General features: G+C 38.1%; 32 protein-coding genes. All 32 read left to right on the top strand.

What is annotated here, in order from left to right:
- Window positions 1–275: hypothetical protein (locus tag IIC38_05155; protein ID MCH8125332.1), on the top strand; the 275-nt coding region annotated here is incomplete at its 5' end.
- 29 nt (window positions 276–304) lie between these two features.
- Complete coding sequence (locus tag IIC38_05150) at window positions 305–529, top strand: hypothetical protein (GenBank protein MCH8125331.1); 225 nt, start codon at window positions 305–307, stop codon at window positions 527–529.
- Between the two features lie 241 nt (window positions 530–770).
- Window positions 771–1049, top strand: a complete 279-nt coding sequence (locus IIC38_05145) for a hypothetical protein (protein MCH8125330.1) — start codon at window positions 771–773, stop codon at window positions 1047–1049.
- A complete protein-coding gene (locus tag IIC38_05140) occupies window positions 1033–1377 on the top strand; it encodes a hypothetical protein (protein MCH8125329.1) in 345 nt (114 codons plus the stop codon). Before IIC38_05145 ends, IIC38_05140 begins: the two co-directional genes overlap by 17 nt.
- A 51-nt stretch (window positions 1378–1428) precedes the next feature.
- Window positions 1429–1932, top strand: coding sequence for a hypothetical protein (locus tag IIC38_05135; protein ID MCH8125328.1), 504 nt, complete (start codon window positions 1429–1431; stop codon window positions 1930–1932).
- A gap of 397 nt (window positions 1933–2329) precedes the next feature.
- Window positions 2330–3514 carry a hypothetical protein gene (locus IIC38_05130; GenBank protein ID MCH8125327.1) on the top strand — a complete coding sequence of 395 codons (1185 nt, stop codon included), beginning with the start codon at window positions 2330–2332 and terminating at the stop codon, window positions 3512–3514.
- Window positions 3515–3533: 19 nt separating this feature from the next.
- Window positions 3534–4520: a hypothetical protein gene (locus tag IIC38_05125; protein MCH8125326.1), complete on the top strand. Its 987-nt coding sequence runs from the start codon at window positions 3534–3536 to the stop codon at window positions 4518–4520.
- 511 nt (window positions 4521–5031) lie between these two features.
- Complete coding sequence (locus tag IIC38_05120; protein ID MCH8125325.1) at window positions 5032–5184, top strand: hypothetical protein; 153 nt, start codon at window positions 5032–5034, stop codon at window positions 5182–5184.
- 13 nt (window positions 5185–5197) lie between these two features.
- Entirely contained in the window at window positions 5198–6160 is a 963-nt protein-coding gene (prmA, locus tag IIC38_05115) for a 50S ribosomal protein L11 methyltransferase (protein MCH8125324.1), read from the top strand.
- 110 nt (window positions 6161–6270) lie between these two features.
- Window positions 6271–9423 (top strand): isoleucine--tRNA ligase, encoded by a 3153-nt coding sequence (locus IIC38_05110; GenBank protein ID MCH8125323.1) that lies wholly within the window; start codon window positions 6271–6273, stop codon window positions 9421–9423.
- 17 nt (window positions 9424–9440) lie between these two features.
- Window positions 9441–9818 (top strand): TraR/DksA C4-type zinc finger protein, encoded by a 378-nt coding sequence (locus IIC38_05105; GenBank protein ID MCH8125322.1) that lies wholly within the window; start codon window positions 9441–9443, stop codon window positions 9816–9818.
- 48 nt (window positions 9819–9866) lie between these two features.
- Window positions 9867–10346, top strand: a complete 480-nt coding sequence (gene lspA, locus IIC38_05100; protein ID MCH8125321.1) for a signal peptidase II — start codon at window positions 9867–9869, stop codon at window positions 10344–10346.
- Between the two features lie 5 nt (window positions 10347–10351).
- Window positions 10352–11362, top strand: a complete 1011-nt coding sequence (locus IIC38_05095) for an RluA family pseudouridine synthase (GenBank protein MCH8125320.1) — start codon at window positions 10352–10354, stop codon at window positions 11360–11362.
- Window positions 11363–11415: 53 nt separating this feature from the next.
- Window positions 11416–12669: a BamA/TamA family outer membrane protein gene (locus tag IIC38_05090; GenBank protein MCH8125319.1), complete on the top strand. Its 1254-nt coding sequence runs from the start codon at window positions 11416–11418 to the stop codon at window positions 12667–12669.
- Window positions 12670–12713: 44 nt separating this feature from the next.
- Window positions 12714–13571, top strand: coding sequence for a hypothetical protein (locus tag IIC38_05085; protein ID MCH8125318.1), 858 nt, complete (start codon window positions 12714–12716; stop codon window positions 13569–13571).
- Between the two features lie 59 nt (window positions 13572–13630).
- A complete protein-coding gene (locus tag IIC38_05080; GenBank protein ID MCH8125317.1) occupies window positions 13631–14647 on the top strand; it encodes a DUF4097 family beta strand repeat protein in 1017 nt (338 codons plus the stop codon).
- A gap of 24 nt (window positions 14648–14671) precedes the next feature.
- Window positions 14672–14995, top strand: a complete 324-nt coding sequence (locus IIC38_05075) for a hypothetical protein (protein ID MCH8125316.1) — start codon at window positions 14672–14674, stop codon at window positions 14993–14995.
- 90 nt (window positions 14996–15085) lie between these two features.
- The gene (locus tag IIC38_05070; protein ID MCH8125315.1) at window positions 15086–15301 is read left to right on the top strand and encodes a hypothetical protein; all 216 of its coding nucleotides are present in this window, start codon (window positions 15086–15088) and stop codon (window positions 15299–15301) included.
- 85 nt (window positions 15302–15386) lie between these two features.
- Complete coding sequence (locus IIC38_05065) at window positions 15387–15752, top strand: hypothetical protein (protein MCH8125314.1); 366 nt, start codon at window positions 15387–15389, stop codon at window positions 15750–15752.
- Window positions 15753–15818: 66 nt separating this feature from the next.
- Entirely contained in the window at window positions 15819–16217 is a 399-nt protein-coding gene (locus tag IIC38_05060) for a hypothetical protein (protein MCH8125313.1), read from the top strand.
- Window positions 16218–16403: 186 nt separating this feature from the next.
- Window positions 16404–17168: a ParA family protein gene (locus tag IIC38_05055; GenBank protein MCH8125312.1), complete on the top strand. Its 765-nt coding sequence runs from the start codon at window positions 16404–16406 to the stop codon at window positions 17166–17168.
- Window positions 17158–18033 (top strand): ParB/RepB/Spo0J family partition protein, encoded by an 876-nt coding sequence (locus IIC38_05050; protein MCH8125311.1) that lies wholly within the window; start codon window positions 17158–17160, stop codon window positions 18031–18033. Before IIC38_05055 ends, IIC38_05050 begins: the two co-directional genes overlap by 11 nt.
- A 3-nt stretch (window positions 18034–18036) precedes the next feature.
- On the top strand, window positions 18037–18948 hold the full coding sequence (locus tag IIC38_05045) for a M23 family metallopeptidase (GenBank protein ID MCH8125310.1): 912 nt from the start codon (window positions 18037–18039) through the stop codon (window positions 18946–18948).
- 34 nt (window positions 18949–18982) lie between these two features.
- Window positions 18983–19429, top strand: a complete 447-nt coding sequence (locus IIC38_05040) for a polymer-forming cytoskeletal protein (GenBank protein MCH8125309.1) — start codon at window positions 18983–18985, stop codon at window positions 19427–19429.
- Between the two features lie 56 nt (window positions 19430–19485).
- Window positions 19486–19734 (top strand): AtpZ/AtpI family protein, encoded by a 249-nt coding sequence (locus IIC38_05035; protein MCH8125308.1) that lies wholly within the window; start codon window positions 19486–19488, stop codon window positions 19732–19734.
- Window positions 19735–20144: 410 nt separating this feature from the next.
- A complete protein-coding gene (atpB, locus tag IIC38_05030) occupies window positions 20145–20954 on the top strand; it encodes a F0F1 ATP synthase subunit A (protein ID MCH8125307.1) in 810 nt (269 codons plus the stop codon).
- Between the two features lie 58 nt (window positions 20955–21012).
- Window positions 21013–21264, top strand: coding sequence for an ATP synthase F0 subunit C (gene atpE, locus IIC38_05025; GenBank protein MCH8125306.1), 252 nt, complete (start codon window positions 21013–21015; stop codon window positions 21262–21264).
- Window positions 21265–21315: 51 nt separating this feature from the next.
- Entirely contained in the window at window positions 21316–21828 is a 513-nt protein-coding gene (gene atpF, locus IIC38_05020) for a F0F1 ATP synthase subunit B (GenBank protein ID MCH8125305.1), read from the top strand.
- A complete protein-coding gene (atpH, locus tag IIC38_05015; GenBank protein ID MCH8125304.1) occupies window positions 21825–22385 on the top strand; it encodes an ATP synthase F1 subunit delta in 561 nt (186 codons plus the stop codon). Before atpF ends, atpH begins: the two co-directional genes overlap by 4 nt.
- Before the next feature lie 23 nt (window positions 22386–22408).
- Complete coding sequence (locus IIC38_05010) at window positions 22409–23920, top strand: F0F1 ATP synthase subunit alpha (GenBank protein MCH8125303.1); 1512 nt, start codon at window positions 22409–22411, stop codon at window positions 23918–23920.
- A gap of 6 nt (window positions 23921–23926) precedes the next feature.
- Entirely contained in the window at window positions 23927–24796 is an 870-nt protein-coding gene (atpG, locus tag IIC38_05005; protein ID MCH8125302.1) for an ATP synthase F1 subunit gamma, read from the top strand.
- Between the two features lie 21 nt (window positions 24797–24817).
- Complete coding sequence (gene atpD / locus IIC38_05000) at window positions 24818–26212, top strand: F0F1 ATP synthase subunit beta (protein ID MCH8125301.1); 1395 nt, start codon at window positions 24818–24820, stop codon at window positions 26210–26212.

Raw genomic sequence — 26212 nt, 5'->3', positions numbered from 1 at the left:
AAATTGTTCCGAATCTCTATTTCCTAAGACAAATTAAAGAAAGTGAATCCAAACCTGGACAAGGCTGCATTAATTTACTCAATGAAGAAATACCCTTGCCAGCTGAATGGATTAACTTCTTTGTTGTCGCTAAATGGAATCTTAAAAATGAAACGTTAACTGTATTCAAAGAACAAGATAAACAACAGAAAATCCTTTATGAAAAATCTTTTCTTATTAACAAAACTACGAAAAATAAACTTAAACTAACCGGTGCACTTTCATCTTGCATTTGACCTCTAAAAACTATGTTGAACGAAGAGATTTGTGGGCAACACATATTTTTAAACAGATAAAAGATCCGGTACGTCGTTTGATTAGTATTTACATTATTCATCCAAAGATTGAACTATTAAACAAAGACGAATTAAGCGAAGAAGAAATTGCTCTATTAGAAAAATACAAGCGTCAAGAAGAATTATTATTGAAAGGGCGTGAGAAATTCCGCAAAAAAATGTTAGAAAGAGAAAAGAATAAAAAGAAAGAATGAAATGAATATTAGGCCGTAAGACGGATAAAAGGAGAAATAAGAGCGAGCTTTGCGCCGTTATGGAGAAATATCAAAGCGCCAAAGATCGGCGAGTAGATGTTTGTAAAATGAAATTAAGAATATTTACTCTGTTTTGTGTCTCATTAACATTTTCGCAGTAAATGAAGAATGGATATTGAACTAATGATAAAAAACAATAAATTAGAACCGTTTCAACGGTTTTAAATCCAAAGGAATTAATATGAATAAAAACATCAAATCTTTTTTAATTCTATCATTTCTTTTTTTAATACCAAGACCCAGTCTCGCACAAAATCTCCTCCAAACACACAAGGAATACATTGTTGTGAAAGTAGATCAAAATTCTACCACAGCAGATATTATAAAATTCAACAAACCGGCTGGCGAACTTGGCGCTCCGAAAGGACAATTTCTACTGCGCAGTGAAGAATGTGAGAAGATAATTTTTGCTAATGGTAAAGAATTGTTTTTGAAAAAACAAATTGCAAGGAGTACATAAATTTTCTCAAGATTACATAGTTATACGAGATACAAACCATCCGCGTTACCCAACTTTAATTGAACAACAAGTCTATAATATAAAGGGTGAAAAGTTGTTTTCAACGAAAGCAAAATATCTTTATCCAACCGAAGCGGGACTTTTTATAAAGCAAATTTTTAGAGACGGTCCTCATGGTCTCTATAACTTTAGTAAAGTCGATACCTCCCCTGATAGAAGTTTTTTTGTGATTAGTGCAAGGGTAAAAGAAGCTGTTTCAAGAAATGGTCATAACCGTAATAGAAATCGTGCACTAATTGCTTTTGGAGCACACGGAAATGAGCTTTGACGCATTGCTGGATTAGGAAGTCAAAGACAACTTGGTATTAGTAATGATAAAGTGGCAATTAATCCGTGGGGGAGTAGTGTTTTTGTTTTCAATCGTTCAGGTGAAGAACTCAGATCCTATCCGGTTAGTTTTTCCGGATATGGGGCAGTGACATTTAGCGAGGATGGAAGATACCTTGCAGTAATTTCAACCTCATTAAAAACAAGTGAACGACCATATAGAGAAAGTTATGTATATCTATTTGATGATGCTAAAGTAAAATTGATGGAAAATTGGCCTATCTTCTTTGATAGCCGAAAAAGCAAGAAGGGGACGCCAGTGGAAATATCTATTATCAACAATTTGGTATGTGTAACTTTTGATTTTATATCAACTAGAATTTATAGAGTATATAATTTTTCAGGGAAACTGCTTTTGGAACTTCCAATGTCAATAAATTCATATGATCATGTGAATGTTGAGAATATATACATCAAGGGTGTCTCTTTTCAAGTTCTGGGCGTTAGTAATGGGCTGTTGTATAAATTTCCCAAAAGTATAAAAGAAAAGAATTAATAATGGTTCATCGCAAAAATGTATAAGTATTTCTATCGTTTCTTGGCTTGATAGTTAAAATTGAAAGGAAGCAGATAGTTTAAAGAATTAACAGAATTCAGTTAACAGTCCCATTAGGGATAAAATATTTATAGCAACCATTCTAACAAGTAAAAATAGCAAGTCCCGTAGGGACGGAATAGAAAACACTTGCCATCTTATATCTCGTTCCTACGGGACTTTAATGGACTAAAAGAATAGAATTGCTACAAATATTGGATCCCTACGGGATAGAAAGATGTAATTGATAATTACAATGTCACTGAAATTGATTACAAAAACAATCACCTGTTTATTAATCAGCTTGGTGTAGGTGGTATTTTTCATCTAAAAAATATAAATACGAAATGAGTCTAATATGAATTTGAAAGTCAATTCGACATTAATCTTTCTAATGATAGCGTGTCTTGAATTTCATGTAGCATTCGGCTTTCAAAACCAAGAAAGCGCTAAGTCTTTCCAGGAAATTGCACGCATAGATGTGAATGAAAATACAACTCCTGAGCAAATCATGCAGTTTAATGCCAAAGCCGAAGAACTTGGCTTCGCCAAACCCACGTACTTTGAAAAAAACGCTTCAAGTTCCAAAATTATTTTCAGTAACGATGTTCAGTTAAATTTAAATTGGCCTCTCGAAAGAGTCGCGAGGATAACAAAAGATTTTGTTATCGTTAACGAGCGCGATCGCCCTGAATACCCAACAAGATTTATCAAGAGGGTATATGACAGGAATGGTACGTTCCTGTTCTCTCAACAAAATGATAGCAATTTTAGTCTTGTCCTAACCGAACTGGGTTTCGTTTTTAGGATGGCTTCCCGTAAGCCAATCACTCTTTACGATAAATTTGGCAGCCTCATCAATACTTTTTCAAACACTTATAGTATTAACGATTGGCGAATGGTTCATGCTTCACCCGACAAGAGTTATATGATAATTAATAGCGTAATTAATGATCTTTCTGGTCAACAAACTGCATTAATTGCTATAAATTCAGTTGGAAAAGAACTCTGGCGAAAGCCCGATTTGCGAAGCACGCGACAATTGGCAATCAGTAATAAAAAAGTCGCAATAGGACATGAAAGTGGCATTGTTTATGTTTTTGATCGTGAGGGAAATCAATTGAGAGAATATCCGACAAAATTTAAAGGGGATGTGGCAGTTACTTTTAGTTCAAATGGAAAATACCTGGCAGCTGCATCGACTAATAGAAGCTTAGAAGATAAGTCTAGCTATTTATATCTAATTGATGATGAGCAAGGAACTGTGATACAAAACTGGCCTGTCCATATCCATGACGAAAATTCAAGCAATCCTTACACTCCAATCCGACTTGCGATTTTAGAAAACAAATTAATTGTAACCATATCGAATGTTCTAAATAGAAAATATAGAGTTTATGATCTAACAGGGTCAGTTATTTTTGAAACCAAATTTCGCAAAAGATATCTAGACAATTCTAATGTCACTGAAATTGACTATAAAAACAATCACCTGTTTATAAATCAGCTTGGTGTAGGTAGGATTTTTAATTTAAAAAAATGAAATATAAAATGAGTCTAACATGAATTTGAAAGTCAATTCGACAGTAATGTTGTTTATGGCGCTAAGTTTAAAATTGAATGTTGTACTGGGATTTCAAAAGCAGGAAAGCGCTAAGTCTTTCCAGGAAATTGCACGTTTAGATGTGAATGAAGAAACAACTCCTGAGCAAATTATACAGTTTAATGCCAAAGCCGAACGGCTGGGGTTTTCTAAAGTTTCTTTTCTTGAAAAAAGAACATCCGGCTCTAAAATTATTTTCAGCAATGGAACCCAGCTAAATTTAAAAAAGGATCTTGAATCAGTAAATCTAATCACCAAGGATTATGTGATCATAAGAGAGATGGACAGGCCAAGGCATGGTTCAAACTTTATTAAACGAGTTTATGATCATGAAGGCGAATTTCTTTTCTCACAAAACAACGATAGAGATTTTTTCCTCATACCAACCGAAATGGGCTATTTTTTTAGGGTAGCTTCTCATAAGCCAATTTCTCTTCATAGCAAATCGGGTCAACTTATTAATACATTTTCCAATTCTTACACTGTTCATGGGATAAATGCATATGTATCACCTGATAAAAGATTTTTAATAATAAATAGTATGGTTGAGGATTATTCTGGGAGCAAAAATGGCTTAATAGCAATAGATGCGCAAGGGAAAGAACTCTGGCGGAAAAATAATATGCTCAGTACCTTACAATTAGCAATTAGCAACGACAAAGTGGCTATCGGTGAAAGGGCGGGTATAGTCTATGTTTTTGACCGTAATGGAAATCCATTGCGAGAGTATCCTACAGAATTTAAAGGTGACCTTCGGGTTACATACAGTGCGGATGGAAAGTATTTGGCTGCTGTATCGGTCAATAAAAGTGCAAGAGATAAATCAAGCTATATTTATTTATTTGATGATGAAAATGGTGTTATTATGCCGAATTGGCCCATCCACGTTGGAAAAGGAGATGTAAGGACGATTCACAGGCCAAGAAACATATTACTTAGTATATAAAAACATAATTACTGTAACGTATTAAAATTGTACTTATCAATATTATTAAACCTCCCCTACCCCCTCCTTAAACAAGGAGGGGAAATTCCTCCCCTTGATAAGGGAAGGTTAGGAGGGGTAATTGAGATAAACAAATTACTACAGCTTATAGCTCCGTTTAAAAATACGTCACCGAATTTATGAAACAGACCACTTAGCCAGAATAAATTAATCATTACTTTGTACAGTTTTAAAAGTACTAAATTCCAGGTTTATGACTTAAATGGAAAAATTGTATTCGAAAAGGTTTTACCGAATGATACTAGCAGCCGTGATCTGCCTAAAACTGAATACAAAAACGACCATCTTAAAATAAATAGTTTCAGGAAAAGCTTAATCTTCAGTTTGAAAATATAAATATGAACGAGTGAAAAAATTAATATTAGCTCGTCGAGGAGTTGAACTCCATCGCAAACAGGGCTATTTCAAAATAAGTGAAAGCCTTAAACTTTAATCCAAAAGAGAGTGGATCATGAAATCATTCAAGTATTTACAAATCACTATTTTGCTTCTTGTTTTTATTTTTCCGATGAAAGGATTTGCACAAGAGAAAAAACTAATTGAGATAACAAGTTTTTCAGTCAGTGATACGGAGAACCTCTCTAAGTATGATTCTGCAAAATGATTAGCACCTATTAGTGAAACGTGAGACGGAAAAAAGAAGAACCGAGAAATGGACAAATAGGAGAAGCGGAGAAGATAGGCAATATGTTATGAACAACCCCCAACCCACCTCCAAATTCTGGCATAAACTCACCATTGCAGTCAAACCACCCCTCACCGAAATCATTGCTAGTACTTTGTTCGAATTTGGAGCTGAAGGCATCGAGGAAGTATCTGATGTCATTATTGCATATTTCTCAACAGAAAAAGACATCGAGCACATTCGTAGAAAATGTCAAAAGCAACTGGAATTTGCCAATCAAGCTCTTGCAATCAATGAAGGTTTTAACATTCAAATTGATAAAGTGTATCCGGAAGATTGGCAGGAAAACTGGAAAGAATTTTTTAAGTCCATCATTATTGGCTCACGAATGGTAATCACACCTTCCTGGGAGACCATTCAACCGAAACCAGGGCAGATCGTCATCACTATCGATCCTCAACAAGCCTTTGGTACCGGCGGTCACGAGACTACCAGGTTAATGCTGAACGCAATGCTGGAGTTCCTAAGGCCGGGCATGCGGGTTTTGGATGCAGGTACAGGTTCCGGCATTTTAGCTATCGCAGCTGCAAAACTAGGCGCTTCATTCACAACAGGTTTTGACATTGACGAGGTTGCGGTTCAAACAGCAAAAACCAATGCGGTACTGAATGAAGTTAAAAGCATTCTATTTTTTGTGAGCGATCAGGCTAATTTTAAAATCGGAATGAAAACGTTCGATTTGATACTTGCCAATATGCTTTCCAGCAAATTACTGTTATTAATTCCGCAATTAGTACCTTTTCTAGAACCCAATAGAGGCCGGTTTATTCTATCGGGTTTTCTTATTGAAGAAAAGACAGAAGTGACTGGAATTTTAAAGCAGAATGGGCTTTTAGTGATTCAGGGAAAAAGTAAAAATGAATGGCTCTCGTTCATTTGCCGAGTAGAAAAATAAGTTATTCATACATCTTCTTTTGTAAATCCATTTCGATTGAAATTAAGGGGTGATTATATTATATTATTCATCTTTTTAATTTTTTTTAACCGGAAAAAATAAGGCGATCTGTGTTTAAAGAACTTCCATCACCCCATGAATTTCCGCAGTTGGAACTGGAAATTCTCGCTTTTTGGGAAAAGAACGATATTTTCCACAAAAGTGTGAATTCCCGTGATCCGGAAAAACTTTTTGTCTTCTACGAAGGGCCGCCTACCGCCAATGGCAAACCAGGTATTCATCATGTAATCTCTCGAGCAGTAAAAGATTTTGTCTGCCGGCTACGAACCATGCAGGGATACCGCGTGGAACGAAAAGCAGGTTGGGATACCCATGGTCTCCCGGTTGAAATTGAAGTTGAAAAAGAATTGGGTATCGAGGGGAAAGAGCAGATCATCGAGTACGGAATCGCTAAATTCAACGAAAAATGTAAAGAGAATGTTTTCCGCTATAAAGCAGAATGGGACGAACTCACCCGGCGAATTGCTTTCTGGGTTGATTTGGACGATCCGTATATCACTTACAGTAATGAATATATTGAATCAGTTTGGTGGATATTAAAAGAGTTCTGGCAAAAAGGCTTGTTGTACGAAGGCCACAAGGTCCTCCCGTATTGTCCTCGTTGTGAAACCGCGTTGTCTAGCCATGAGGTTTCCCTGGGCTATAAAGATGTTCCTGATCCTTCGATCTTCGTAAAAATGAAATTGAAAGAAGCCCCCGACACCTATTTCCTGATCTGGACCACAACGCCATGGACTCTCATTTCAAACGCGGCTTTGGCGGTTCATCCCGATGAGACCTATGTTAAGATTCGCCTCAATGGTGAAAAGCTCATCCTCGTAAAGCAAAGACTTTCGGTAATTGAAGGCGACTATGAGATCATTGAAGAAATAAAAGGCCGTAAGCTTGAAAACATTGAGTATGATCCTTTATTCAGTTTTATAAAGCCGGATAAAAAAGCCTGGTATGTTATTTTAGGTGATTTTGTCACTACCGAAGAAGGAACCGGGATTGTACATACTGCACCGGCATTTGGTGAGGATGATTACCGCATGGGTCAAAAATATAATTTACCGTTTTTGCAGCCCGTAGATAAATCTGGTCGTTTTACTGAAGAGATCACCGATTTTAAACAACAATTTGTTAAAGATGCAGATAAAGACATCATTAAAAATATAAAGCAGCGCGGGTTATTATATCATGCAGAGATTTGTCATCATAGCTACCCTTTTTGTTGGCGCTGCGATTCACCGCTTTTGTATTACGCTAAAGAATCCTGGTTTATTCGAACCACAAAATTAAAAGAAAACTTGCTGGCCAATAATAAGAAGATTCAATGGATTCCAAAAGAAGTTGGAGAAGGCAGGTTTGGCGAATGGCTTAGGAATAATGTAGACTGGACCCTTTCCCGCGACCGGTTTTGGGGAACGCCTCTGAATATTTGGAAATGTACTAATTGTGATTTTCAATTGATGATTGGCAGTATGGAAGAGTTATCGCAAAAATCCAATCTAAAAGAGATTCCTGATTTGCATAAACCTTATATTGACGATGTGGAAATACCATGTGAAAAATGTCAAACCAAAATGAAACGTGTGCCTGAGGTGATCGATGTTTGGTTTGATTCCGGCGCGATGCCATATGCCCAATGGCACTATCCCTTTGAAAACCAGGATATTTTCAAACGAAATTTTCCAGCGGATTTCATTTCCGAAGGGATCGACCAAACAAGAGGTTGGTTTTATTCTTTATTGGCAATTTCGACATTGCTGTTTGACGAACCGGCTTATAAAGCTTGTGTGTCTCTCGAGTTGATTTTGGATCAGAATGGTCAAAAGATGAGCAAATCAAAAGGCAATACGGTTGATCCATTTGAGATCATCGAACAGTTTGGCGTCGATCCGTTGCGCTGGTATTTCTTTACCGTTAGCCCACCGTGGACACCCACAAAATTCGATCCTGAAGGAATTAAAGAAGTTCAGCGTAAATTTTTTGGCACGCTCATAAACACCTATTCATTCTTCGTAATGTATGCAAATATTGATGGATTCCAATACACGGAAGATGGACCTGCAATCGAGAATCGTCCGGAAATGGATCTTTGGATTTTGTCTGCTCGTAATCGGTTGGTTGGGGAAGTCAATGAATTCTTACAACGTTATGATTTAACCAAAGCGGCGCGTGCAATTAGCGATTTCACGATTGAAGAGCTATCAAACTGGTATGTGAGAAGGTCACGTCGAAGGTTTTGGAAAAATGAGATGGGTGATGATAAAATCTCTGCATATAAGACGTTGTATGAAGTTTTACTCACCTTGTCGAAATTGATTGCGCCATTTGCTCCCTTCATCGCTGATGCTTTATATAGAAATCTAAATACAAACCAAACCGAACCTTATGAAAGCGTTCATTTGGCTTTTTATCCCGACCAAACTCAACGTGAGTTTTCAGCTTCCGATGAGGAATTGTTAAGTAGAATGGAGATAACCCGAAACGTTGTAAGTGTCGCAAGGGCTTTACGCAGCGCTGCGGGAATGAAGGTTAGACAACCGCTAAAGAAAATTGTGATTGCGGTTCAATCAGAAAAACAAAGAAACGCCTTATGCAAAATGCAAGGCTTAATTTTAGAAGAGATTAATGTCAAAACCATTGAATTTTTGGACAACCCGGACGACCTGGCCATTCTGAAAGCAAAAGGGAATTTCAAATCCCTGGGGCCAAAGTTTGGAAAAGATGTAAATAAAGTAGTTGGACAAATAGAGAAGTTAAAACATCACGAGATATTAGCCTTACAAGAAAATAACGAGTACGATCTTTCATTGGGTAATGGAAATGCCGATATCACTTTAGAAGATGTGATCATCTCAACGGAAAATCCGCCTGATATGGTCGTTCAAATCCAAAACAACATGGCTGTTGGGTTGAATTTGAAAATTAGCGAATCACTAAAACAGGAAGGATTCGCCCGTGAATTTGTCAACCGGGTTCAGAATATGAGAAAAGAACATGGACTCGAAGTTGTAGATAGAATTAATATCAATGTGGATGCTCCTGAAGAATTTATTGGTGCTTTAAGCAATTGGGAAAGTTATATTAAGAACGAAACACTTGCTGAGAACCTAGATTTCAAGATCCAAAACCTGGATTATTCAAAAGACTGGAAGATAGATGGCCAGGATATTAAGATTTCAATATCAGGTTTGAAATTCCAAGGGATCAGTTAAATAGCGGGAGTGAAAAAATGGAAAAGAACAAGTTAAAGCAATACCAGAAACTGTTGTTAATAAATCGAAAGGAGATGGAGGATCAAATGGAATATATCCGTGAGAATTCTTTCAAAGATACAATGAAAGATGCAAGCGGTGATAATTCCTCCTATTCTTCTCATATGGCAGACCAGGGTTCGGATGCCCAGGAAAGAGAAAAGGCGTTCATGATGGAGTACAGGGAAGGCCGGTTGATCTACCACATCGAAGAGGCACTTGACAGAATAGCCAACGGAGATTATGGAAAATGTATTGAATGCAAGGGTGACATATCTGATGCAAGATTGGAAGCGGTTCCTCATGCCCGGCTATGTATTACTTGTAAATCTAAAGAAGAAATCAGTAAGGTTTAACATTATTGAATGGCAAACATGCTTAAGAACATTTCGCTGAAATATTTTATGATTAGTACTGTTGTAATCGCTATTGATCAAATTACTAAGATTCTTACAAAAAAAAATATGTTTCTTGGTCAATCTGAAGAGATCCTGGGAGATTTCTTACGTTATACCTATATTCAAAATCCGGGGATGGCATTTGGTATTCAGATTGGAAATAAAACCCTATTCACTATTTTTTCGATTCTTGCAAGTATTGTAGTTTTTGTCTATTTAATTCGTACCAGGGGAGACAAGGTGTTTGTAAAATTGGCACTTGCTTTGATTTTAGGCGGTGCTATTGGCAACTTAATCGACAGAGTACTTTATGGTGCGGTAGTGGATTTTATCGATGTTGGCATTGGTCAAATGCGCTGGCCAGTGTTTAATATCGCTGATTCTGCCGTGTCTGTGGGAATGGTTATTCTTGTGGGAATTATTTTATTTGAACCCAAAGAACAAGCTGAATTAAAGGAAGCCAGCCAGCCTGATTCCTCTGTATAAAATTCATGTCTGGTCAACATCTCGAACTCATCGTATCATCAACTGTAATGCCGGAGCGTATCGATAAGTTTCTGGCTACTCAATTCAATCAAATATCTCGCACACGAATCCACCAATTGCTTGAAGAAAATAGAATCCTGGTCAATGGCAAAAAAATCAAACCAAGCCATAACGTCATTCCCGGGGAGCGAATTGAAATACATATCCCCAAACCGCGAAAAGTAGAAATTCTACAAGAAGATATTCCTTTGGATATTTTGTATGAAGATGAACAACTATTGATTATTAACAAACCAGCCGGAATGGTTGTGCATCCGGCGTTTGGGCATTCAAACGGAACTTTGGTGAACGCCTTACTCTACCATTGTGATAATCTTTCCGGTATCAATGGGGAATTACGGCCGGGTATTGTTCATCGCCTGGATAAGGATACTTCTGGCCTTCTCGTTGTGGCTAAGGATGATTACACCCACCGTCATTTATCAGAACAGTTTTCACAAAGAACAGCACAAAGAAGCTATATCTCCATTTTGTGGGGTGCGTTTAAAAAAAGCGAAGGACGTATAGAAACAAAGTTTGGCCGTAGTCCGAATAGTCGTAAGAAAATGGCTGTTTTGTCGGAAGGTAAAACCGCGATCACAAACTATAAAGTCTTAGAGCAGTTACCCTTAATTAGCTTTGTAGAATTAAAATTAGAAACAGGAAGAACACACCAGATCAGGGTGCACATGACACATATTGGCCATCCTGTATTTTCAGATTATGATTATGGTGGGAGACAGAACGGAGCTAAGGCCCTATCAAAATCCGATCGAAAAATAGCGGAAGAATATTTTAATTGTTTAAGAAGACAAGCGCTTCATGCCCAAAATTTGGGGTTTGAACATCCAAGAACTGGACAAAAGGTTTATTATACCAGTCCGGTTCCAAATGATATTGATGGATTGTTAACACTTGCTCGCCAGGTATCCGATCCACAAATTTCTACTGAAACCCAGATGACATCGAAACTTTGAAGGCTCCACCTCGTATTTTGGCCATATATTTACTGACCTAAACAGGAGATTTCATGATGACTAATAAACTAAAGCACCCTTTGTTGAAAATTAGTTTTGGACTATTTTTTACTCTCATATTGCCGGCTGTTTTGTTTTCAGGAGAACATAATAAAAATAATCAAACTTTATTGCATAAATCCTGGGAAAGGTTCTCTCCTATATCTCAGTGGGGATCGACCTATTTCAGCAACGGTAATAATGGTTTTGACGACGATTGGTTTGTGTTTCGCTATAATCGGGTGGATGGTGTGTTTTTGGGCTTCAGAAAAAAGAGAGAAACTTTTCGAAGACGTGGGGGAATGCAATTGTATGGTGGTGCAGGTATTGGTTTAAAAAGTGAACGATTTCAATTTCAAGCTACTTTAGAGCGAAGTTTTTTTCCAGCAGGCAGTCAATTTTCTATTGGCGGAGAAATTTATGATCTTACTTATACCGAGGATGAATGGATTATTCCTTCCTGGGAAAACACCCTTGGAGCCATTTTGATTCGGGAGGATTTTCAAGATTTTTATCGCCGAGAAGGCGCGGGTGTTTATATTTCTCAAAATTTTTCACGCCGGGCAAAATTAAAAATAGGTTGGCTGGAAGAGAACCACAGGAGCCTGGATTCCGTGACGAATTGGTCTGTTTTCGGAGGAAATAAAAGATTCAGAGATAATCCCGTTGTTGATAACCTGGAGTTGAAAGGCTTTTATGGGGAATTCCAATTGGATACACGGGGTCGCAAGTATAGTTCTCGCCGAGGTTGGTTGTTTGCAGGTTCCGCAGAATATTTTACCAGGGAATATAAAGGGGATACCGATTTTCAGCGTTATATATTTGAAATAAGACGTTATCAGCCTATTTCGAGAGGGGAAAATATTAATATTCGATTGCGAGCCGGAGAAACAGTTGGTATCGTGCCCGTACAAAAACTATTTGATCTGGGCGGAATTAGTACTCTCAGGGGATATGATTACAAAGCATTCACCGGGGATCGGATGTTATTGGGAAATATCGAATACCAGATTGACTGGGACCGCTTAGACTGGGTTCCTTATATCCCGATTTTGGGTGAATTTAATTTAATACTATTCGCCGATGCCGGCCTTGCCTGGTATAAGGATGAAAAAGATTTTAGTAAATTGAAAGTCGATGATCTCTTTTCAGATATTGGTATTGCGTTTGCAAACTATGACGGCTCATTTCGATTGAATATCGCAAAACGAACAGATCGCGCAACAGATGCTGTCAAAATCACTTTTCGTATTTCCCGACCGTTCTGATAAGCTAGCTTCTATAGAAATCAATTAAAAAAGCTGAGAAAAAAATGAAATATAAAATTTCAGGACTCTGGATACTTTATTTGTTGTTGCCTTCTTGTTTAATTGCAGATGATATCGTCCGCAAGGAATACAGTTTTGATGTTTCTAGAAGAAAGCCTTTGCGTATCCGGCTTGAAATCGATGCAGGTAAGTTAGAAATTGAACCCAGCAGGGATGCCAGGAAGATTTCACTCAATTTTCGGTTTGATGATGATAGACATGAATTGAGCGTGGATTTTGATGAAGATGATAATTACTTGCGAGTTTATTTTGATGTGGATAAATGGTTTATGGATCATGATGATGGCGATGGTTTGTCTGCAAGGATTATTGTGAAATTACCAACGGAAGTTCCGATATTAATCGAATGCAAAACCAAAGCAAGTCAATGTGATATTGAGCTTGGCGGACTGAAGATCCGTGAATTTGAACTCCACGTACTTGCCGGTGAAACTTCAGTTACTTTTTCCCAGCCAAACAGAGACAAAATTGAGGAATTAGAAATTGACATTAAATTAGGTGAAATAAGAATCGAAAAATTAGGCAATGCAAATTTTAAGTATGCGAATATTAATGGTGTGGTGGGCTCTTTGATTGTTGATTTGACATCCGACATGGATATTATGAATGATCGGGAAATTGACATTGACTTAAATATTGGTGAGACTCGCCTGTACCTCCCTGAAAATGAAGCGATTAGATTTTCTGTCTCAAAATTTCTGTTTTTCTCTTCACTGGATATCCCATCTGATTTCTATAAGAGAGGAAAATATTATTATTCGGATAATTACGATAACTCCAAATATAAAACCAAATTATCAATATCTCTAGGGATTGGCACACTTGATATCCGTATTCGATGAGTTCGAGTTTTCTGATTATAAACATTGTAAATATTTTTTTCTAATCATCCGGAATTTTAATGCGTAGAAATGATGGTTTATTTATAGGAATTAAAGCGGCAATAATTCTTTTCTTTTTACTGCCTTGTTTTCTTTTTGCTTCGGATTATGAAATTACTGAAACCGAAACACACCACTTTGAAATTTCTCCAAATACTCTATTGGAACTCAGGTTAGGATCCGGAAATCTGAATATAGCCACATGGGGAAAACCAACTATTCAGATTTTGGTAAGGAAGTGGGCAAAGGCTAATAATCGTGAAAAAGCAGAGTCTAAACTTAAAGAACTCAAAATTGAATTTACGCTGGGCAATAATAAACTCTTCGTACATCAGCTCAGCCGAGGTAGTAATAATCCGTTTTCCAGTCTTCTCAAATTCACAGGGATAAAGAAAACCCCATCAACAAAAATTGATTTTGAACTTACTGTCCCCAAATCGATTCGATTAAAAATTGACAAGAAGGATGGGAGCGCTATAATTGAAGGAATCCGTGGTAATATTACGATTGAACAAAAAAAAGGAATTCTGGAAATCACAAACATTTTGGCTCAAAACCTGGAACTAAAACTGGATGAAGTCCAGACAAAAATATCCAATCTAAATGGACAAAATGGGGTTGATCCACACTTGAGTATATCCATTAAACAAGGCGAAATTGTCCTGGATAATTCAAAACTCATTCGTTTGGTTATAAAATCAAAAGATGCAGATATTTATCTGGTTGGCAACGAAATTAGATCAGGCGAAATTGAAACAAAATCCGGAGATTTCTTTTTCAATCCAAATTTGAAACTAAAAGCAAAAATTCGAGTGAGGTCGGATTCGGGCGATATGTTTTTAATCCTGCCTGATTTTCCGGAATCAAAAATAATTGCGGAAACAGCATTAGGTGTGATTCGTTCAGCGCACCAATGGGAAATCAAAAAATCAGGTGGAATTTCTATTTTAGAATATAATGGGAATAAAAAGAACAATGAGGTTTGCGAATTCTTTTCGGATATAGGTGATATTTTTATTCAACGAAAATGGCAATAAATGAGATTTCCTTCGAAGATAAGTTTGTTAAATTGGCGTTCTATAATCTTAGTGCTTTTTCCTATTTTAAATGCCGGCTGTTTTGAATATGATGAGATGATATTTATGAAGGTTGATGGATCAGGCGAATTGATGATACATTATCAAGCCGAAAAGGATATGAAGTTTGAAAATTTATACTTTCCAACGGACCTTTACGATGTGAAAGATAATATTAAGAGAAATTATCTTTCCGGAGGCTTGACGGAAAAGTTTCATGAGATTCGTCAAAAAGAGGATCTCACGCATGTTTATATGGAGTTTGAGTTTGATAGCCTGGCTTTGTTAAATGTCACACCAAGCTTTTAAAACGAACGGTTTGAAACCGTACGGACCGAAAACAATATTACACTAAAGCGATTCATCTACCTTGACGAAGACAAACTGGATCGTACCAAAATGTTTCTAAAATCAGGTCTTCGTTCACTTTTTTCTAAAATCAAGTTCCGCTTTCAATGGATTGTTCCCGGGTTGATCACGGATACGAATGCAAATATTCTGGGTGATAAAAACCGGGCCATTTGGAATATCACGTTAGAAGAAATATTAGTAAAAAGGTCGGTTGAGTTTTTCGTTGAATATGAGCCAGTGAATATGATGAACAAGAATGATTGAGATTATAGTTGAGGTCGATGGCAGATAACACACAAAAAATTAGAAATATTTTCTTAAATTTAGCTTTAGATGGAGGATATTTATCATGAAAAAGCTTCGGCAACAATTACTACTAGGTTCAGGACTGGGGCTTCTTTCTTTGCTTTGGCTGATAAGCCAGGTTATAGCCGGAACTGCTAGAAAAGAAATCAATCAGACTTTCGACCTGCGGCAAGGCGGTGAAATCTCTTTAAAAAATACCAGAGGTCGGATAGAAATTACTTCCTGGGATAATGAGCAAGTTAAACTGAGAGCAGTGATCACTGTAAAACATCGTAACCGGCGAATTGCGGATGAATACATGGAAGAAGTTCATTTGGATATTAATGACGGAAGAGATTATTTGGAAATAGATGTTGATTATCCCCATAAACGAAGCTCGAATGGCGGCATCTCATCTTTGTTCTCATAGTTGTTCGGAAGAGGCAAGCCATCAGTAAATGTAAATTTTTATTTAGTCGTTCCTAAAGAGGTAAATTTGGATATTGATAATGTGAATGGCGGGATCGATATAACCGGCATCACAGGTAAAATTGAAACGAATACAACCAATGGAAGAATCAAAATTACTCAAAGCAGCGGCGAAGTTTCTTGTAAAACGGTAAATGGCAGCATATCAGTAAATCTGGAAGGAATTTATCGATTCGATGAAATGATTTTTAAAACCGTTAACGGCGGGATTCGATTAGCAATTCCGGCAGACATAAAGGCCAATCTGGAAGCCAGCACAGTAAATGGAAGTATAAATAGTGAATTGTCCATAAGGGTTAAGGGCAAACTTAGCAGAAGAAGATTAAAAGGTCAGATCAATGGCGGCGGTGGAAGCCTTGTTTTGAAAACAGTCAATGGCAGCATTTCGATACTTAAATCCGATTGATGAAATCCAAACGATGAAGAAATTTTGTTTCAATTCACAAAAATAATACGCTGTATTTAATCTAAAGAGTATATTCCCTTAATTTTTTAAGATTTTACACTCCCATTTGCTTTTTGTTTTGGGGTTGCTTTTCAGATGCTTCACCTATATATTAGTTAGTCAATTTAATTCAGATTTGAGGAGAGAATGGGTAAAATTATTGCTATTGCGAATCAAAAAGGTGGTGTAGGGAAAACTACAACTGCTATCAATCTAGCCAGTTGTATTGCGGTTGCGGAGATCGAAACACTTTTGATTGACATCGATCCTCAAGCAAATGCTACGAGTGGACTTGGGATTAATTCCAATGAAATTGATCACACAATTTATGATGTATTGATTGATGAAATGGACATCAATGAAGCTATTATTGACAGCCAAATTGAATATTTGGATATCTTGCCATCAAGTATCCGGCTCGTTGGCGCTGAGGTTGAGCTCGTTAGCGCTATTGCCAGAGAAAAGATAATGCGGGATCGTACTGCAAAAATCAAAAAAGAGTATGAGTATGTTTTCATCGATTGCCCGCCGTCGCTTGGCCTCTTAACTATCAACAGCCTGACGGCAGCCAATTCGGTATTGATTCCAATTCAATGTGAATATTATGCTTTGGAAGGATTGAGCCAATTGCTAAACACAATTCGATTGGTTCAGAAGCATTTAAATCCTAGTTTGGAAATTGAAGGTGTAGTATTAACAATGTATGATAGCCGACTGAATCTATCCAAACAGGTTGCGGAAGAAGTTCGGAAATATTTTAGTGATAAAGTCTATAAAACAATTGTTTATCGAAATGTGAGACTAAGTGAAGCGCCGAGTTATGGTAAACCGATTATTCTCTATGATGCTGTATCGAGTGGTTCTGAGAATTATATAAAACTTGCGGAGGAGGTTTTGGTGAATGGCAAATAAGCATAGATTGGGACGTGGTTTATCCGCATTAATTCCGGATTTATCTGAAACTGCACAATATGAATCCGCTAAATTTGCTGAAATCGAAGTGTCGGGAATTTCAGCCAATCCATTTCAACCCAGGGATAATTTCGATAGTGTTACTTTAAATGAATTAAAAGATTCAATTAAGGAAAACGGTATCATTCAGCCCATTACCGTTCGTTCTTTTGAAGGTGGTTTTCAACTCATTTCCGGTGAACGACGTTTTCGTGCTGTCAAACAACTTGGATACGATACGATTCCGGCATATTTGTTAGACATCGAGTCTGATGAAGAAATGCTGCAACTGGCATTGATAGAAAATATACAACGAGAAAATCTAAATCCAATCGATATTGCGAAAGCTTTTGATAGGCTCATAGCTGATTGCAATCTAACTCAAGAGCAAGTGGCACAGAAAATCGGTAAAGATCGATCATCAGTTACAAATTTCTTACGATTGTTGAAGCTTCCACAAGATATTCAACAGAGTTTATTGGAAAACAAAATTTCCATGGGACATGCCCGAGCCCTTTTGGCTATTCAAGATCGCAGCGACCAAATTTCTTTGTGGAAGAAAACCATAAAAAATAATTATTCGGTCAGAAAAGTAGAAGAGTTGGTTAAAACATTTAGTAATGGCGGCAAAGAGATCCAGGCTAAGCCAGTACCTAAAAAGTCGGTTTTTATTATCGACATGGAAGACCAGTTGCGGGAGATATTAGGTACTCAAGTCCTTATATCGCCAAAATCGGAGGGAGGAAAAATTGAAATTCAGTATTATTCCGATGATGATTTAAATCGAATTCACGGGATTTTAAAGCAAGAAGAGAATCCGTATTAAAGAATGGCGAAAAATAAATTAAAGAAAAAAAAGCAGTTTATTTCTTTCTTAATTATTGCCGACAATCAATCTGAACCGCTTGGATTTAAATTAAGAGTGGTTACCTTGAGGATATTAGGTGGGATTGCTGTTTTACTATTGCTAAGTGTGATAGCCGGAGCGGTTTTCTTTGTCAAATATCTCCAGGTGAATAATGAAAATGTTGCACTGAAGGTCGAAAATTCCAAACTGGAACGTGAAAACAGCCGGGTAGCTTTGATTGCTGGTAAATTCGAGGAGTTGAAAATATTTTCGAGTAAATTGAAAATATCATTGGGAATAGAAGAAGCCCAGGAGTTTGATGAAGGTATAGTGGGAGCATCGATTTCAAATGAAACCAATATCTCCTTTAACAACGGATCTAAAAACAAAAATGATCAAAAAGTATCAGCGCGGAATTTTGAGAATATCCTTAGACGAGTGGGTTCCATCACAACAAGTTATCACATGATGTATGAAAGGCTTCCTACTTTGTTACCGGTGGAAGGATTGATCTCTCTTGGGTTTGATGATATAAATTTAGCCGAACCACAAATCCGGGACAAACATTTTGGGATTGATATCGTTGCAAAGCGAGGATCGGTAATTAAAGCATCCGGAGAAGGTACGATTGTTTTTGCCGATTGGACGCCGGATTTGGGGAATCTCATTATTATTTATCATGGCAGCGATATTTTTACATTCTATGCCCACAACATGCGTCTGCTCAGGACGGTCGGGATGGTAAGAAAAGGAGACCCGATCGCACTGTTAGGGAATTCGGGTGAAACCAGTTCAGGGCCCCATCTTCATTTTGAAATTTGGCGTGATTCAAAACCTGTGGATCCGAAGGAATACTTGTTTTCTTTGCAGACTGATCAACAACAGGAATTATAAATATGGATTTAAAAGTTCGTAAAGGAGAAAAGACATGTTTAGAGAAAAAGACAGCAATGGTTATGACAGGATGGGTGATTTAAATACTTTAATAGGAAAAGGCACAATAATAGAAGGAAATATGACAGTTCAACATAGTCTTCGGATAGACGGAAAACTGGTTGGGAATCTAAAATCTTCAGATTCTATTATTCTCGGTAAAGAGGGTGTCATCCATGGAGAAATTGAAGTCAAAAATGCTGTCATTGGTGGAACTGTAAAAGGTAAAATCTCTGCCACCGGAAAAGTAACTTTAGAGTCCACCGCAGTTTTGGTTGGAAAATTGAATGCGGTTAGATTAGTCATTGCCGAAGGTGCGGTGTTTGATGGCCACTCTCAAATGAAAGGAACCAAGTTGGAACCGGCTTTGAATTTCACCCCGGAGAAGGCAAGCGCCAAACCAGTTAAAAATTCCGTTCAGGAGGCAGACAAGCAACCATGATGGAACTTTGAAAGAGTATTCATCTCAAGGATGGCTCCACGGATTTTGGAATTGCAATGAATGACAAAAACAAAAATTCAAGTAGTAAAGATTCAATTCGGGAAATTGGTCCATATTTCGATTTAGGGATGCGTTTTGCAATTTCAATTGTAATTTTTGCAGCGCTTGGCTTTTGGATAGATAAAACACTGAACACTATTCCTGTTTTTTTAATGGCAGGTTTTTTATTAGGCGCAATCGCCGGGTTTTGGACGATTTATAAAGCTGTTTATTTAAACGATAAAACAAATAACAAGCGTGATTAAGGAATTTATTAGACGCTCTTTTTTATTGCCATTTTTGGGGATAGGTATTGTTTTTGGACTAGCAGGTTTGTTGGTCCTTTTTTTATTTGGAGAACAAGAGAAAACGGCAGAAGTGTTGGTTTCCTGGATTTTAAGTTTTATTTTAATTTTGTTTGGCTATTTGGTAAATTATTGGGGTTTTTCAAAATCCAATAAAGCTTTTCTCTCAGTTTTATTGGGCGGGATGATTGTGAGAATGATAATTTTTATTGGGGTTATTTTTTGGATATACCAGGCAAAATATTTACACATGTTAACGTTTTTAATAATTTTGACGATCTACTATTTTTTGTTTCAAACAGTTGAAATTTTCCTTATCAAACGACAACTTAAATTGAGTGACAAAAAAATTAGGTAGGATTGAAAAATAAATGTTTTTATATAATTTTTTAAGCCTCGCACTTTTTGACCCGGAACAAACAGGCCATAAAGAGGAAGGCGCCGGTTTTATCTTGGAGCATGTTCAAGATTATGTGATCTTTGAGATTCCACCCATATTAGGGATTGATATATCCATCACGTTTCATGTGGTGATGATGTGGATTGCCTCTATCTTTTTGATCCTTCTATTTTCGTTGTCAAAGCGCCAGATGGGAATGGTGCCCCGCGGGATGGGTAATTTACTAGAAGCAATTGTCCTTTTTATCAAAACGGATATCTTGGATCCTTACCTGGGAAAGGATGGAATGCGGTTCGCTCCATACCTGCTAACAGCATTTTTTTTCGTTCTGGTTTGTAATTTATTGGGATTAATACCTGGAGCTGGGACCGCCACCTCAAATCTTGCGGTTACCTCTACGTTAGCTGTTATGACATTCTTCATCGGTCAATCAGCAGGAATAATGAAAAAGGGGTTTGGCGGGTATATGAAGAGCTTTTTACCCCCTGGTGTACCCGGCTTTGTTGCGCCTTTGGTGTTTTTAATTGAATTTATCGGCGTGTTCACCAAGCATTTTGCCTTGGCCATTCGTCTTTTTGCCAACATGATGGCGGATCACTTGATTGTTTTTACTTTCCTGGGACTCATCATCATTTTTAAGAGCTTTTTGGTTGCCCTGCTTGCAGTTCCAGGCGCTGTAGCTTTAGAATTATTGGCTGTTTTGATTGCATTGATCCAGGCATATATTTTCACAATGCTCTCCGCAGTGTTTATTGGCATAGCCTTATCAGAAGAACATTAAAACATTAACTGATTTTTTCATAAAATAAAACCACTAATAGAAATAAGGAGATTAACGGATGATAGATTTTTCACTAGCATTTGCGTACCTGGGTGCAGGAATTGGTGTTGCCGGAGCAACGATTGGTTGTGGTATAGGTATCGGCAAATTAGCAAGCGGAGCCATGGAAGGTGTTTCTCGTCAACCTGAAGCGGTTGGTGATATACGCGGTATGATGATCTTAACTGCAGCGATGATCGAAGGTGTTGCGCTGTTCTCCGTTCTCGTATGCGTCTTGTTAATCTTTGCCACTAAAACGATCGGATCGTAGTTGTTGATCAGCTTAGAATCCAATTAATATCATAACTTCGGAATGAATTCTATGTTATTTATAATATTGGAATCGAATCTATTAGCAGTCGAGCCAGGTCTGTTTTTTTGGTCATTTGTGACATTTTTGATTCTTTTTTTAGTTCTCCGCAAAATTGCCTGGAAACCGATACTTGCTATGCTCGAGAAAAGAGAAAATCATATACGTGAGTCGCTTGAGCGTGCTGAAAATGCTCAAAAGAAGGCTGACGAGAGCCTGAAATCCTACGAAAAAATGATGGAAGAATCTAGAAAAGAAAGCCTGGAAATTATTGAGAATGGCAGGAAAACAGCGAAAATAATGCGTGAAGAGCTTCTAGCAAAAGCGAATGAAGAATCATCTCGATTGATTGATAGAGCTAAAAAAGAGATCGGCCTTGAAAAGGAAAAAGCAGTGGATGAAATTAAAAACCTGGCTGTTGATCTAACTATTTCAGTTGCATCAAAGCTGGTTGAGCGTTCTCTAAAAGATAAAGACCATGAAAAGATTGTGGAGTCATATATTAAGGAGATGAAAGTATCATGAAACATGCCGGTGTCTTACCTCATCGATATGCCAAGGCATTGTTTCTAGTTGGCCGGGAACGGGACATCTTAAACAAGATACAGGAAGATATGTCTGTATTTATATCGGTATTAAAAGACAATCAGGAATTTCATCATTTCTTTTTATCTCCTGAAGTAGGTCGCAAGCAAAAAGAAGCTAAGTTAGATGAATTGTTTGGCGACTTATTTTCGAAAGTATTCTATAATTTTTTGATTGTGTTATTAAACAAAAAACGCCAGGATTTGATTTTAGATATATCAGAAGCATTCCTTAAAGAAGTAGACCTGTTTTACAATCGTACCAATGCACATGTTATTTCTGCGGTAGAATTAACGCCGGAGTTAAAATCCGAGATTCGTCAACAATTGTCAAAACAATTGAATAAAGAAATCAATTTGATCTCTCAGGTTGATTCAACACTTCTAGGCGGAATTTGCATTCATGTAGACGGTAAAATAATCGATGGGACGATTAAAGGTAAACTTCACAAAATGCGAAGCGTTTTGATGGAAAAATCAGAAGAAATATTAAACTAAATTAATATTGGAGGTAGGGTTATATGGAGATCAGGCCGGAAGAGATCACATCGATTATACGGCAGAAAATAGAAGCTTTTGAACATCCCTTTGAAGTTGAAGAGGTTGGTGAAATTATTTATGTTGGGGATGGCATAGCCAGGGTTTATGGTCTGGAAAAAGTTATGGCCGGAGAGCTAGTGGAATTTCCTAATGATGTTTTTGGTATGGCACTTAATCTCGAAGAAGGTAATGTAGGCTGTATCCTCTTTGGTAGTGATACCTTGATCAAAGAAGGTGATACTGCAAAAAGGACTGGACGCATTATGGAAGTGCCGACTGGTGAAGAACTGCTAGGTAGAGTTGTCAATCCATTAGGTCAGCCCATCGATGGTAAAGGCCCGATTAACACTACGCATTTTAGCTTTTTAGAACGGAAGGCATTGGGTGTGCTTGCCCGGCAACCTGTTAAAGAACCACTTCAAACGGGAATTAAGGCCATAGATTCGATGATACCCATCGGTCGAGGTCAGCGAGAGTTAATCATTGGCGACCGTCAAACAGGCAAAACTGCAATCGCTATTGATACAATCATTAATCAAAAAGATACGGATGTGTTTTGTATTTATGTCGCTATTGGCCAGAAAGCTTCAACTGTTGTGAGGGTTGTAAAAATTTTGGAAGACTATGGAGCATTGGACCATACTATTATCGTTTCGGCAACGGCAGATCAACCGGCGCCATTAAACTATATTGCACCTTACGCTGGTTGCGCGATGGGTGAATATTTTAGAGATAATAAAAAGCATGCGCTCATAGTTTATGACGATTTATCCAAACATGCGGTAGCCTACAGACAAATTTCGTTGTTGCTCCGCCGTCCTCCGGGCCGCGAAGCTTACCCGGGAGATGTCTTCTATCTTCATTCCAGGCTATTGGAAAGAGCCTCAAAATTAAATGATGATTTAGGCGGCGGTTCTTTAACAGCCTTGCCTATAATAGAAACTCAGGCAGGCGATGTTTCCGCATACATTCCCACTAACGTCATTTCGATTACCGATGGCCAAATCTATCTTGAGCCGGATTTATTTTATGCGGGTCAACGACCGGCAATTAATGTAGGGCTTTCCGTCTCCCGTGTTGGTGGAAATGCCCAGATTAAAGGAATGAAAAAGATTGCAGGGAGTCTGCGATTGGATTTGGCACAGTATCGCGAATTAGCGGCGTTCGCCAAATTTGGTTCGGATCTCGATAAAGCGACCCTAAGCCAGTTGACCAGGGGCCAGAGGATGGAAGGAATTCTGAAACAAGGCCAATATGAACCTTTGGCTATCGAAAAACAGATTGCAGTTATTTTTCTCGGGACCAAAGGATATTTAGACGAAGTTCCTTTGGATAAAGTCTCGGATACTGAAAATCAGTTTCATGTCTATATGGAATCAAATCATCCGGCTATATTGTCAGAAATTAAGGATAAAAAAGAACTTTCTGTTGATTTGAATAATGAATTAGCTGAAGCCTGTAAAGAATTCATGAAGTCTGTTTCTGTAGGTTAATCATTTATGGCGACTTTACGTGACATACGCCGGCGGATTAGCAGTGTAAAAAGTACACAGCAAATTACCAGAGCCATGAAGATGGTTGCCGCAGCTAAGTTGCGCCGGGCTCAAGAAAAAATCTTAAAAGCTCGTCCCTATGCTTATGAATTGCGAAATGTGATCGGTCATCTTGCCAATATTGTAGATCATGATGCTCATCCTTTGCTTTCCGTTCGAGAAGTTCAATCAGTTGGATTTGTGGTTGTTACCTCAGATCGCGGATTGTGCGGAGCATTTAATATAAACATCATTCGCCGGGCAACAGAACAAATTAAGGCTGCGCAAGCTGAAGGGAAATCCGCTAAGCTTATCTTGGTGGGTAAAAAAGCACGAGATTATTTTCGACGCAGGGATTACGAGATCATTGCCGAACATATAGATCTTTTCAACAAGTTAGACTTTTCACATGCACAGGCGCTTGCCGGTGATATTACGCGTTTTTATACCCAGGGTGAAGTTGATCTTGTATCTGTTATTTACAATGAATTTAAATCAGCCGTTCAGCAAAATCTTACTGTTGAACAATTATTACCGATAGAACCAAAATCAATTGAAGGCTCTACTTTAAAATTTAACTATATCTATGAGCCTTCACCCGATACAATAATTAATGTTTTGCTACCCAGGCAGATCAATATACAAACCTGGCGGATTTTACTCGAGACCAGTTCCGCTGAACATGGCGCTCGAATGACTGCTATGGAAGTAGCCACGGAAAACGCGCAAGAAATGATCACCGATTTAACGCTTCATTATAATAGAGTTCGTCAGGCTAGCATTACCAAAGAAATTCTTGAGATAATTGGTGGTGCCGAAGCCTTGAAGACACAGTAAAACCATGAAGGATTTATACAGATGAACGAAGGAAAAGTTAGTCAAATAATTGGACCTGTTGTGGACGTGAGTTTCGAAGATAGTGGACTCCCAGCCATTTATAATGCACTAAACATTGACCGATCAGATGGATCTAGGCTGGTTTTGGAAGTTGCTCAACATTTGGGTGAAAAAGTTATCAGAGCTGTGGCTATGGATACTACGGATGGTTTGGTACGCGGCGATGTTGTCACTGACACCGGAGAAGCGATTTCAATTCCGGTTGGTAAAGAAACGTTGGGTCGTTTGTTGAATGTGATTGGCGAACCTATTGATGGCAAAGGTGCAATCGAAACAGAAAAGCGTTATTCCATCCATCGTAATGCTCCGCCTTTAGAAGACCTAAGTACCAGTACTGAAATTTTAGAGACCGGGATTAAAGTAATTGATTTGTTGGAACCCTATTCTAAGGGAGGGAAAACCGGACTTTTCGGTGGCGCAGGTGTCGGCAAAACTGTGATCATCATGGAGCTTATCCGAAGTATTGCTACCGAGCATGGCGGTTACTCCGTGTTTTCAGGCGTCGGCGAACGAACCCGTGAGGGTAATGATCTCTACCTTGAAATGACTGAGTCCGGTGTTATCGATAAGACCTGCATGGTATTCGGACAGATGAACGAACCGCCGGGCGCACGTCTCAGGGTTGGTTTAACGGGTCTAACGGTCGCAGAATATTTTAGAGATGAAGAGGGCAAAGACGTTTTATTGTTTATCGATAATATATTCCGATTTGTGCAAGCTGGATCAGAGGTTTCTGCGTTACTGGGACGTATGCCTTCCGCAGTAGGATATCAACCCAATCTTGCGACTGAGATGGGTGCGTTGCAGGAAAGGATTACATCCACCAAACGTGGTTCCATTACATCAGTTCAGGCAATATATGTTCCTGCGGACGATCTTACGGATCCTGCGCCAGCGACGACGTTTTCGCATTTAGATGCAACCACAGTATTATCCCGCAGAATCTCAGAGCTTGGAATTTATCCGGCGGTGGATCCATTGGATTCAACTTCCAGGATATTAGATCCGAATATTATTGGTCTTGAACACTATGAAGTAGCCCAAGCCGTGCAGAGAACGCTACAGACATATAAGGATTTACAGGATATCATAGCCATTCTTGGAATGGAAGAACTTTCCGAGGATGACAAGATCGTTGTAAATAGAGCCAGAAGGATCGAAAAATTTCTATCGCAGCCATTCTTCGTAGCAGAGCAGTTTACAGGCCGCGAAGGGCGTTATGTCCGGCTTGAAGATACGATACGAAGCTTTAAAGCAATCGTTGAGGGTGAGCATGATGATCTACCCGAACAAGCATTTTATATGGCCGGTTCAATTGATGAAGTAGTAGAAAACGCCAAAAAAATGGAATTTTAA

The sequence above is a fragment of the candidate division KSB1 bacterium genome, assembly GCA_022566355.1.
Lineage (GTDB): Bacteria > Zhuqueibacterota > JdFR-76 > JdFR-76 > DREG01 > JADFJB01.
This window is presented reverse-complemented; position numbering and strand designations above follow the sequence as displayed.

What these genes read in the sequence shown, in the direction of transcription:
- IIC38_05105 (MCH8125322.1), top strand. Translation starts at nt 9,441, where the DNA reads ATGGAAAAGAACAAGTTAAAGCAATACCAGAAACTGTTGTTAATAAAT.
- IIC38_05035 (MCH8125308.1), top strand. Translation starts at nt 19,486, where the DNA reads ATGAATGACAAAAACAAAAATTCAAGTAGTAAAGATTCAATTCGGGAA.
- lspA (MCH8125321.1), top strand. Translation starts at nt 9,867, where the DNA reads ATGATTAGTACTGTTGTAATCGCTATTGATCAAATTACTAAGATTCTT.
- IIC38_05010 (MCH8125303.1), top strand. Translation starts at nt 22,409, where the DNA reads ATGGAGATCAGGCCGGAAGAGATCACATCGATTATACGGCAGAAAATA.
- atpE (MCH8125306.1), top strand. Translation starts at nt 21,013, where the DNA reads ATGATAGATTTTTCACTAGCATTTGCGTACCTGGGTGCAGGAATTGGT.
- IIC38_05040 (MCH8125309.1), top strand. Translation starts at nt 18,983, where the DNA reads ATGTTTAGAGAAAAAGACAGCAATGGTTATGACAGGATGGGTGATTTA.
- IIC38_05090 (MCH8125319.1), top strand. Translation starts at nt 11,416, where the DNA reads ATGATGACTAATAAACTAAAGCACCCTTTGTTGAAAATTAGTTTTGGA.
- IIC38_05080 (MCH8125317.1), top strand. Translation starts at nt 13,631, where the DNA reads ATGCGTAGAAATGATGGTTTATTTATAGGAATTAAAGCGGCAATAATT.
- IIC38_05085 (MCH8125318.1), top strand. Translation starts at nt 12,714, where the DNA reads ATGAAATATAAAATTTCAGGACTCTGGATACTTTATTTGTTGTTGCCT.
- IIC38_05145 (MCH8125330.1), top strand. Translation starts at nt 771, where the DNA reads ATGAATAAAAACATCAAATCTTTTTTAATTCTATCATTTCTTTTTTTA.
- IIC38_05125 (MCH8125326.1), top strand. Translation starts at nt 3,534, where the DNA reads ATGAATTTGAAAGTCAATTCGACAGTAATGTTGTTTATGGCGCTAAGT.
- IIC38_05065 (MCH8125314.1), top strand. Translation starts at nt 15,387, where the DNA reads ATGAAAAAGCTTCGGCAACAATTACTACTAGGTTCAGGACTGGGGCTT.
- IIC38_05070 (MCH8125315.1), top strand. Translation starts at nt 15,086, where the DNA reads ATGTTTCTAAAATCAGGTCTTCGTTCACTTTTTTCTAAAATCAAGTTC.
- IIC38_05130 (MCH8125327.1), top strand. Translation starts at nt 2,330, where the DNA reads ATGAATTTGAAAGTCAATTCGACATTAATCTTTCTAATGATAGCGTGT.
- atpH (MCH8125304.1), top strand. Translation starts at nt 21,825, where the DNA reads ATGAAACATGCCGGTGTCTTACCTCATCGATATGCCAAGGCATTGTTT.
- IIC38_05055 (MCH8125312.1), top strand. Translation starts at nt 16,404, where the DNA reads ATGGGTAAAATTATTGCTATTGCGAATCAAAAAGGTGGTGTAGGGAAA.
- IIC38_05095 (MCH8125320.1), top strand. Translation starts at nt 10,352, where the DNA reads ATGTCTGGTCAACATCTCGAACTCATCGTATCATCAACTGTAATGCCG.
- atpF (MCH8125305.1), top strand. Translation starts at nt 21,316, where the DNA reads ATGTTATTTATAATATTGGAATCGAATCTATTAGCAGTCGAGCCAGGT.
- IIC38_05050 (MCH8125311.1), top strand. Translation starts at nt 17,158, where the DNA reads ATGGCAAATAAGCATAGATTGGGACGTGGTTTATCCGCATTAATTCCG.
- IIC38_05045 (MCH8125310.1), top strand. Translation starts at nt 18,037, where the DNA reads ATGGCGAAAAATAAATTAAAGAAAAAAAAGCAGTTTATTTCTTTCTTA.
- atpB (MCH8125307.1), top strand. Translation starts at nt 20,145, where the DNA reads ATGTTTTTATATAATTTTTTAAGCCTCGCACTTTTTGACCCGGAACAA.
- atpG (MCH8125302.1), top strand. Translation starts at nt 23,927, where the DNA reads ATGGCGACTTTACGTGACATACGCCGGCGGATTAGCAGTGTAAAAAGT.
- atpD (MCH8125301.1), top strand. Translation starts at nt 24,818, where the DNA reads ATGAACGAAGGAAAAGTTAGTCAAATAATTGGACCTGTTGTGGACGTG.
- IIC38_05120 (MCH8125325.1), top strand. Translation starts at nt 5,032, where the DNA reads ATGAAATCATTCAAGTATTTACAAATCACTATTTTGCTTCTTGTTTTT.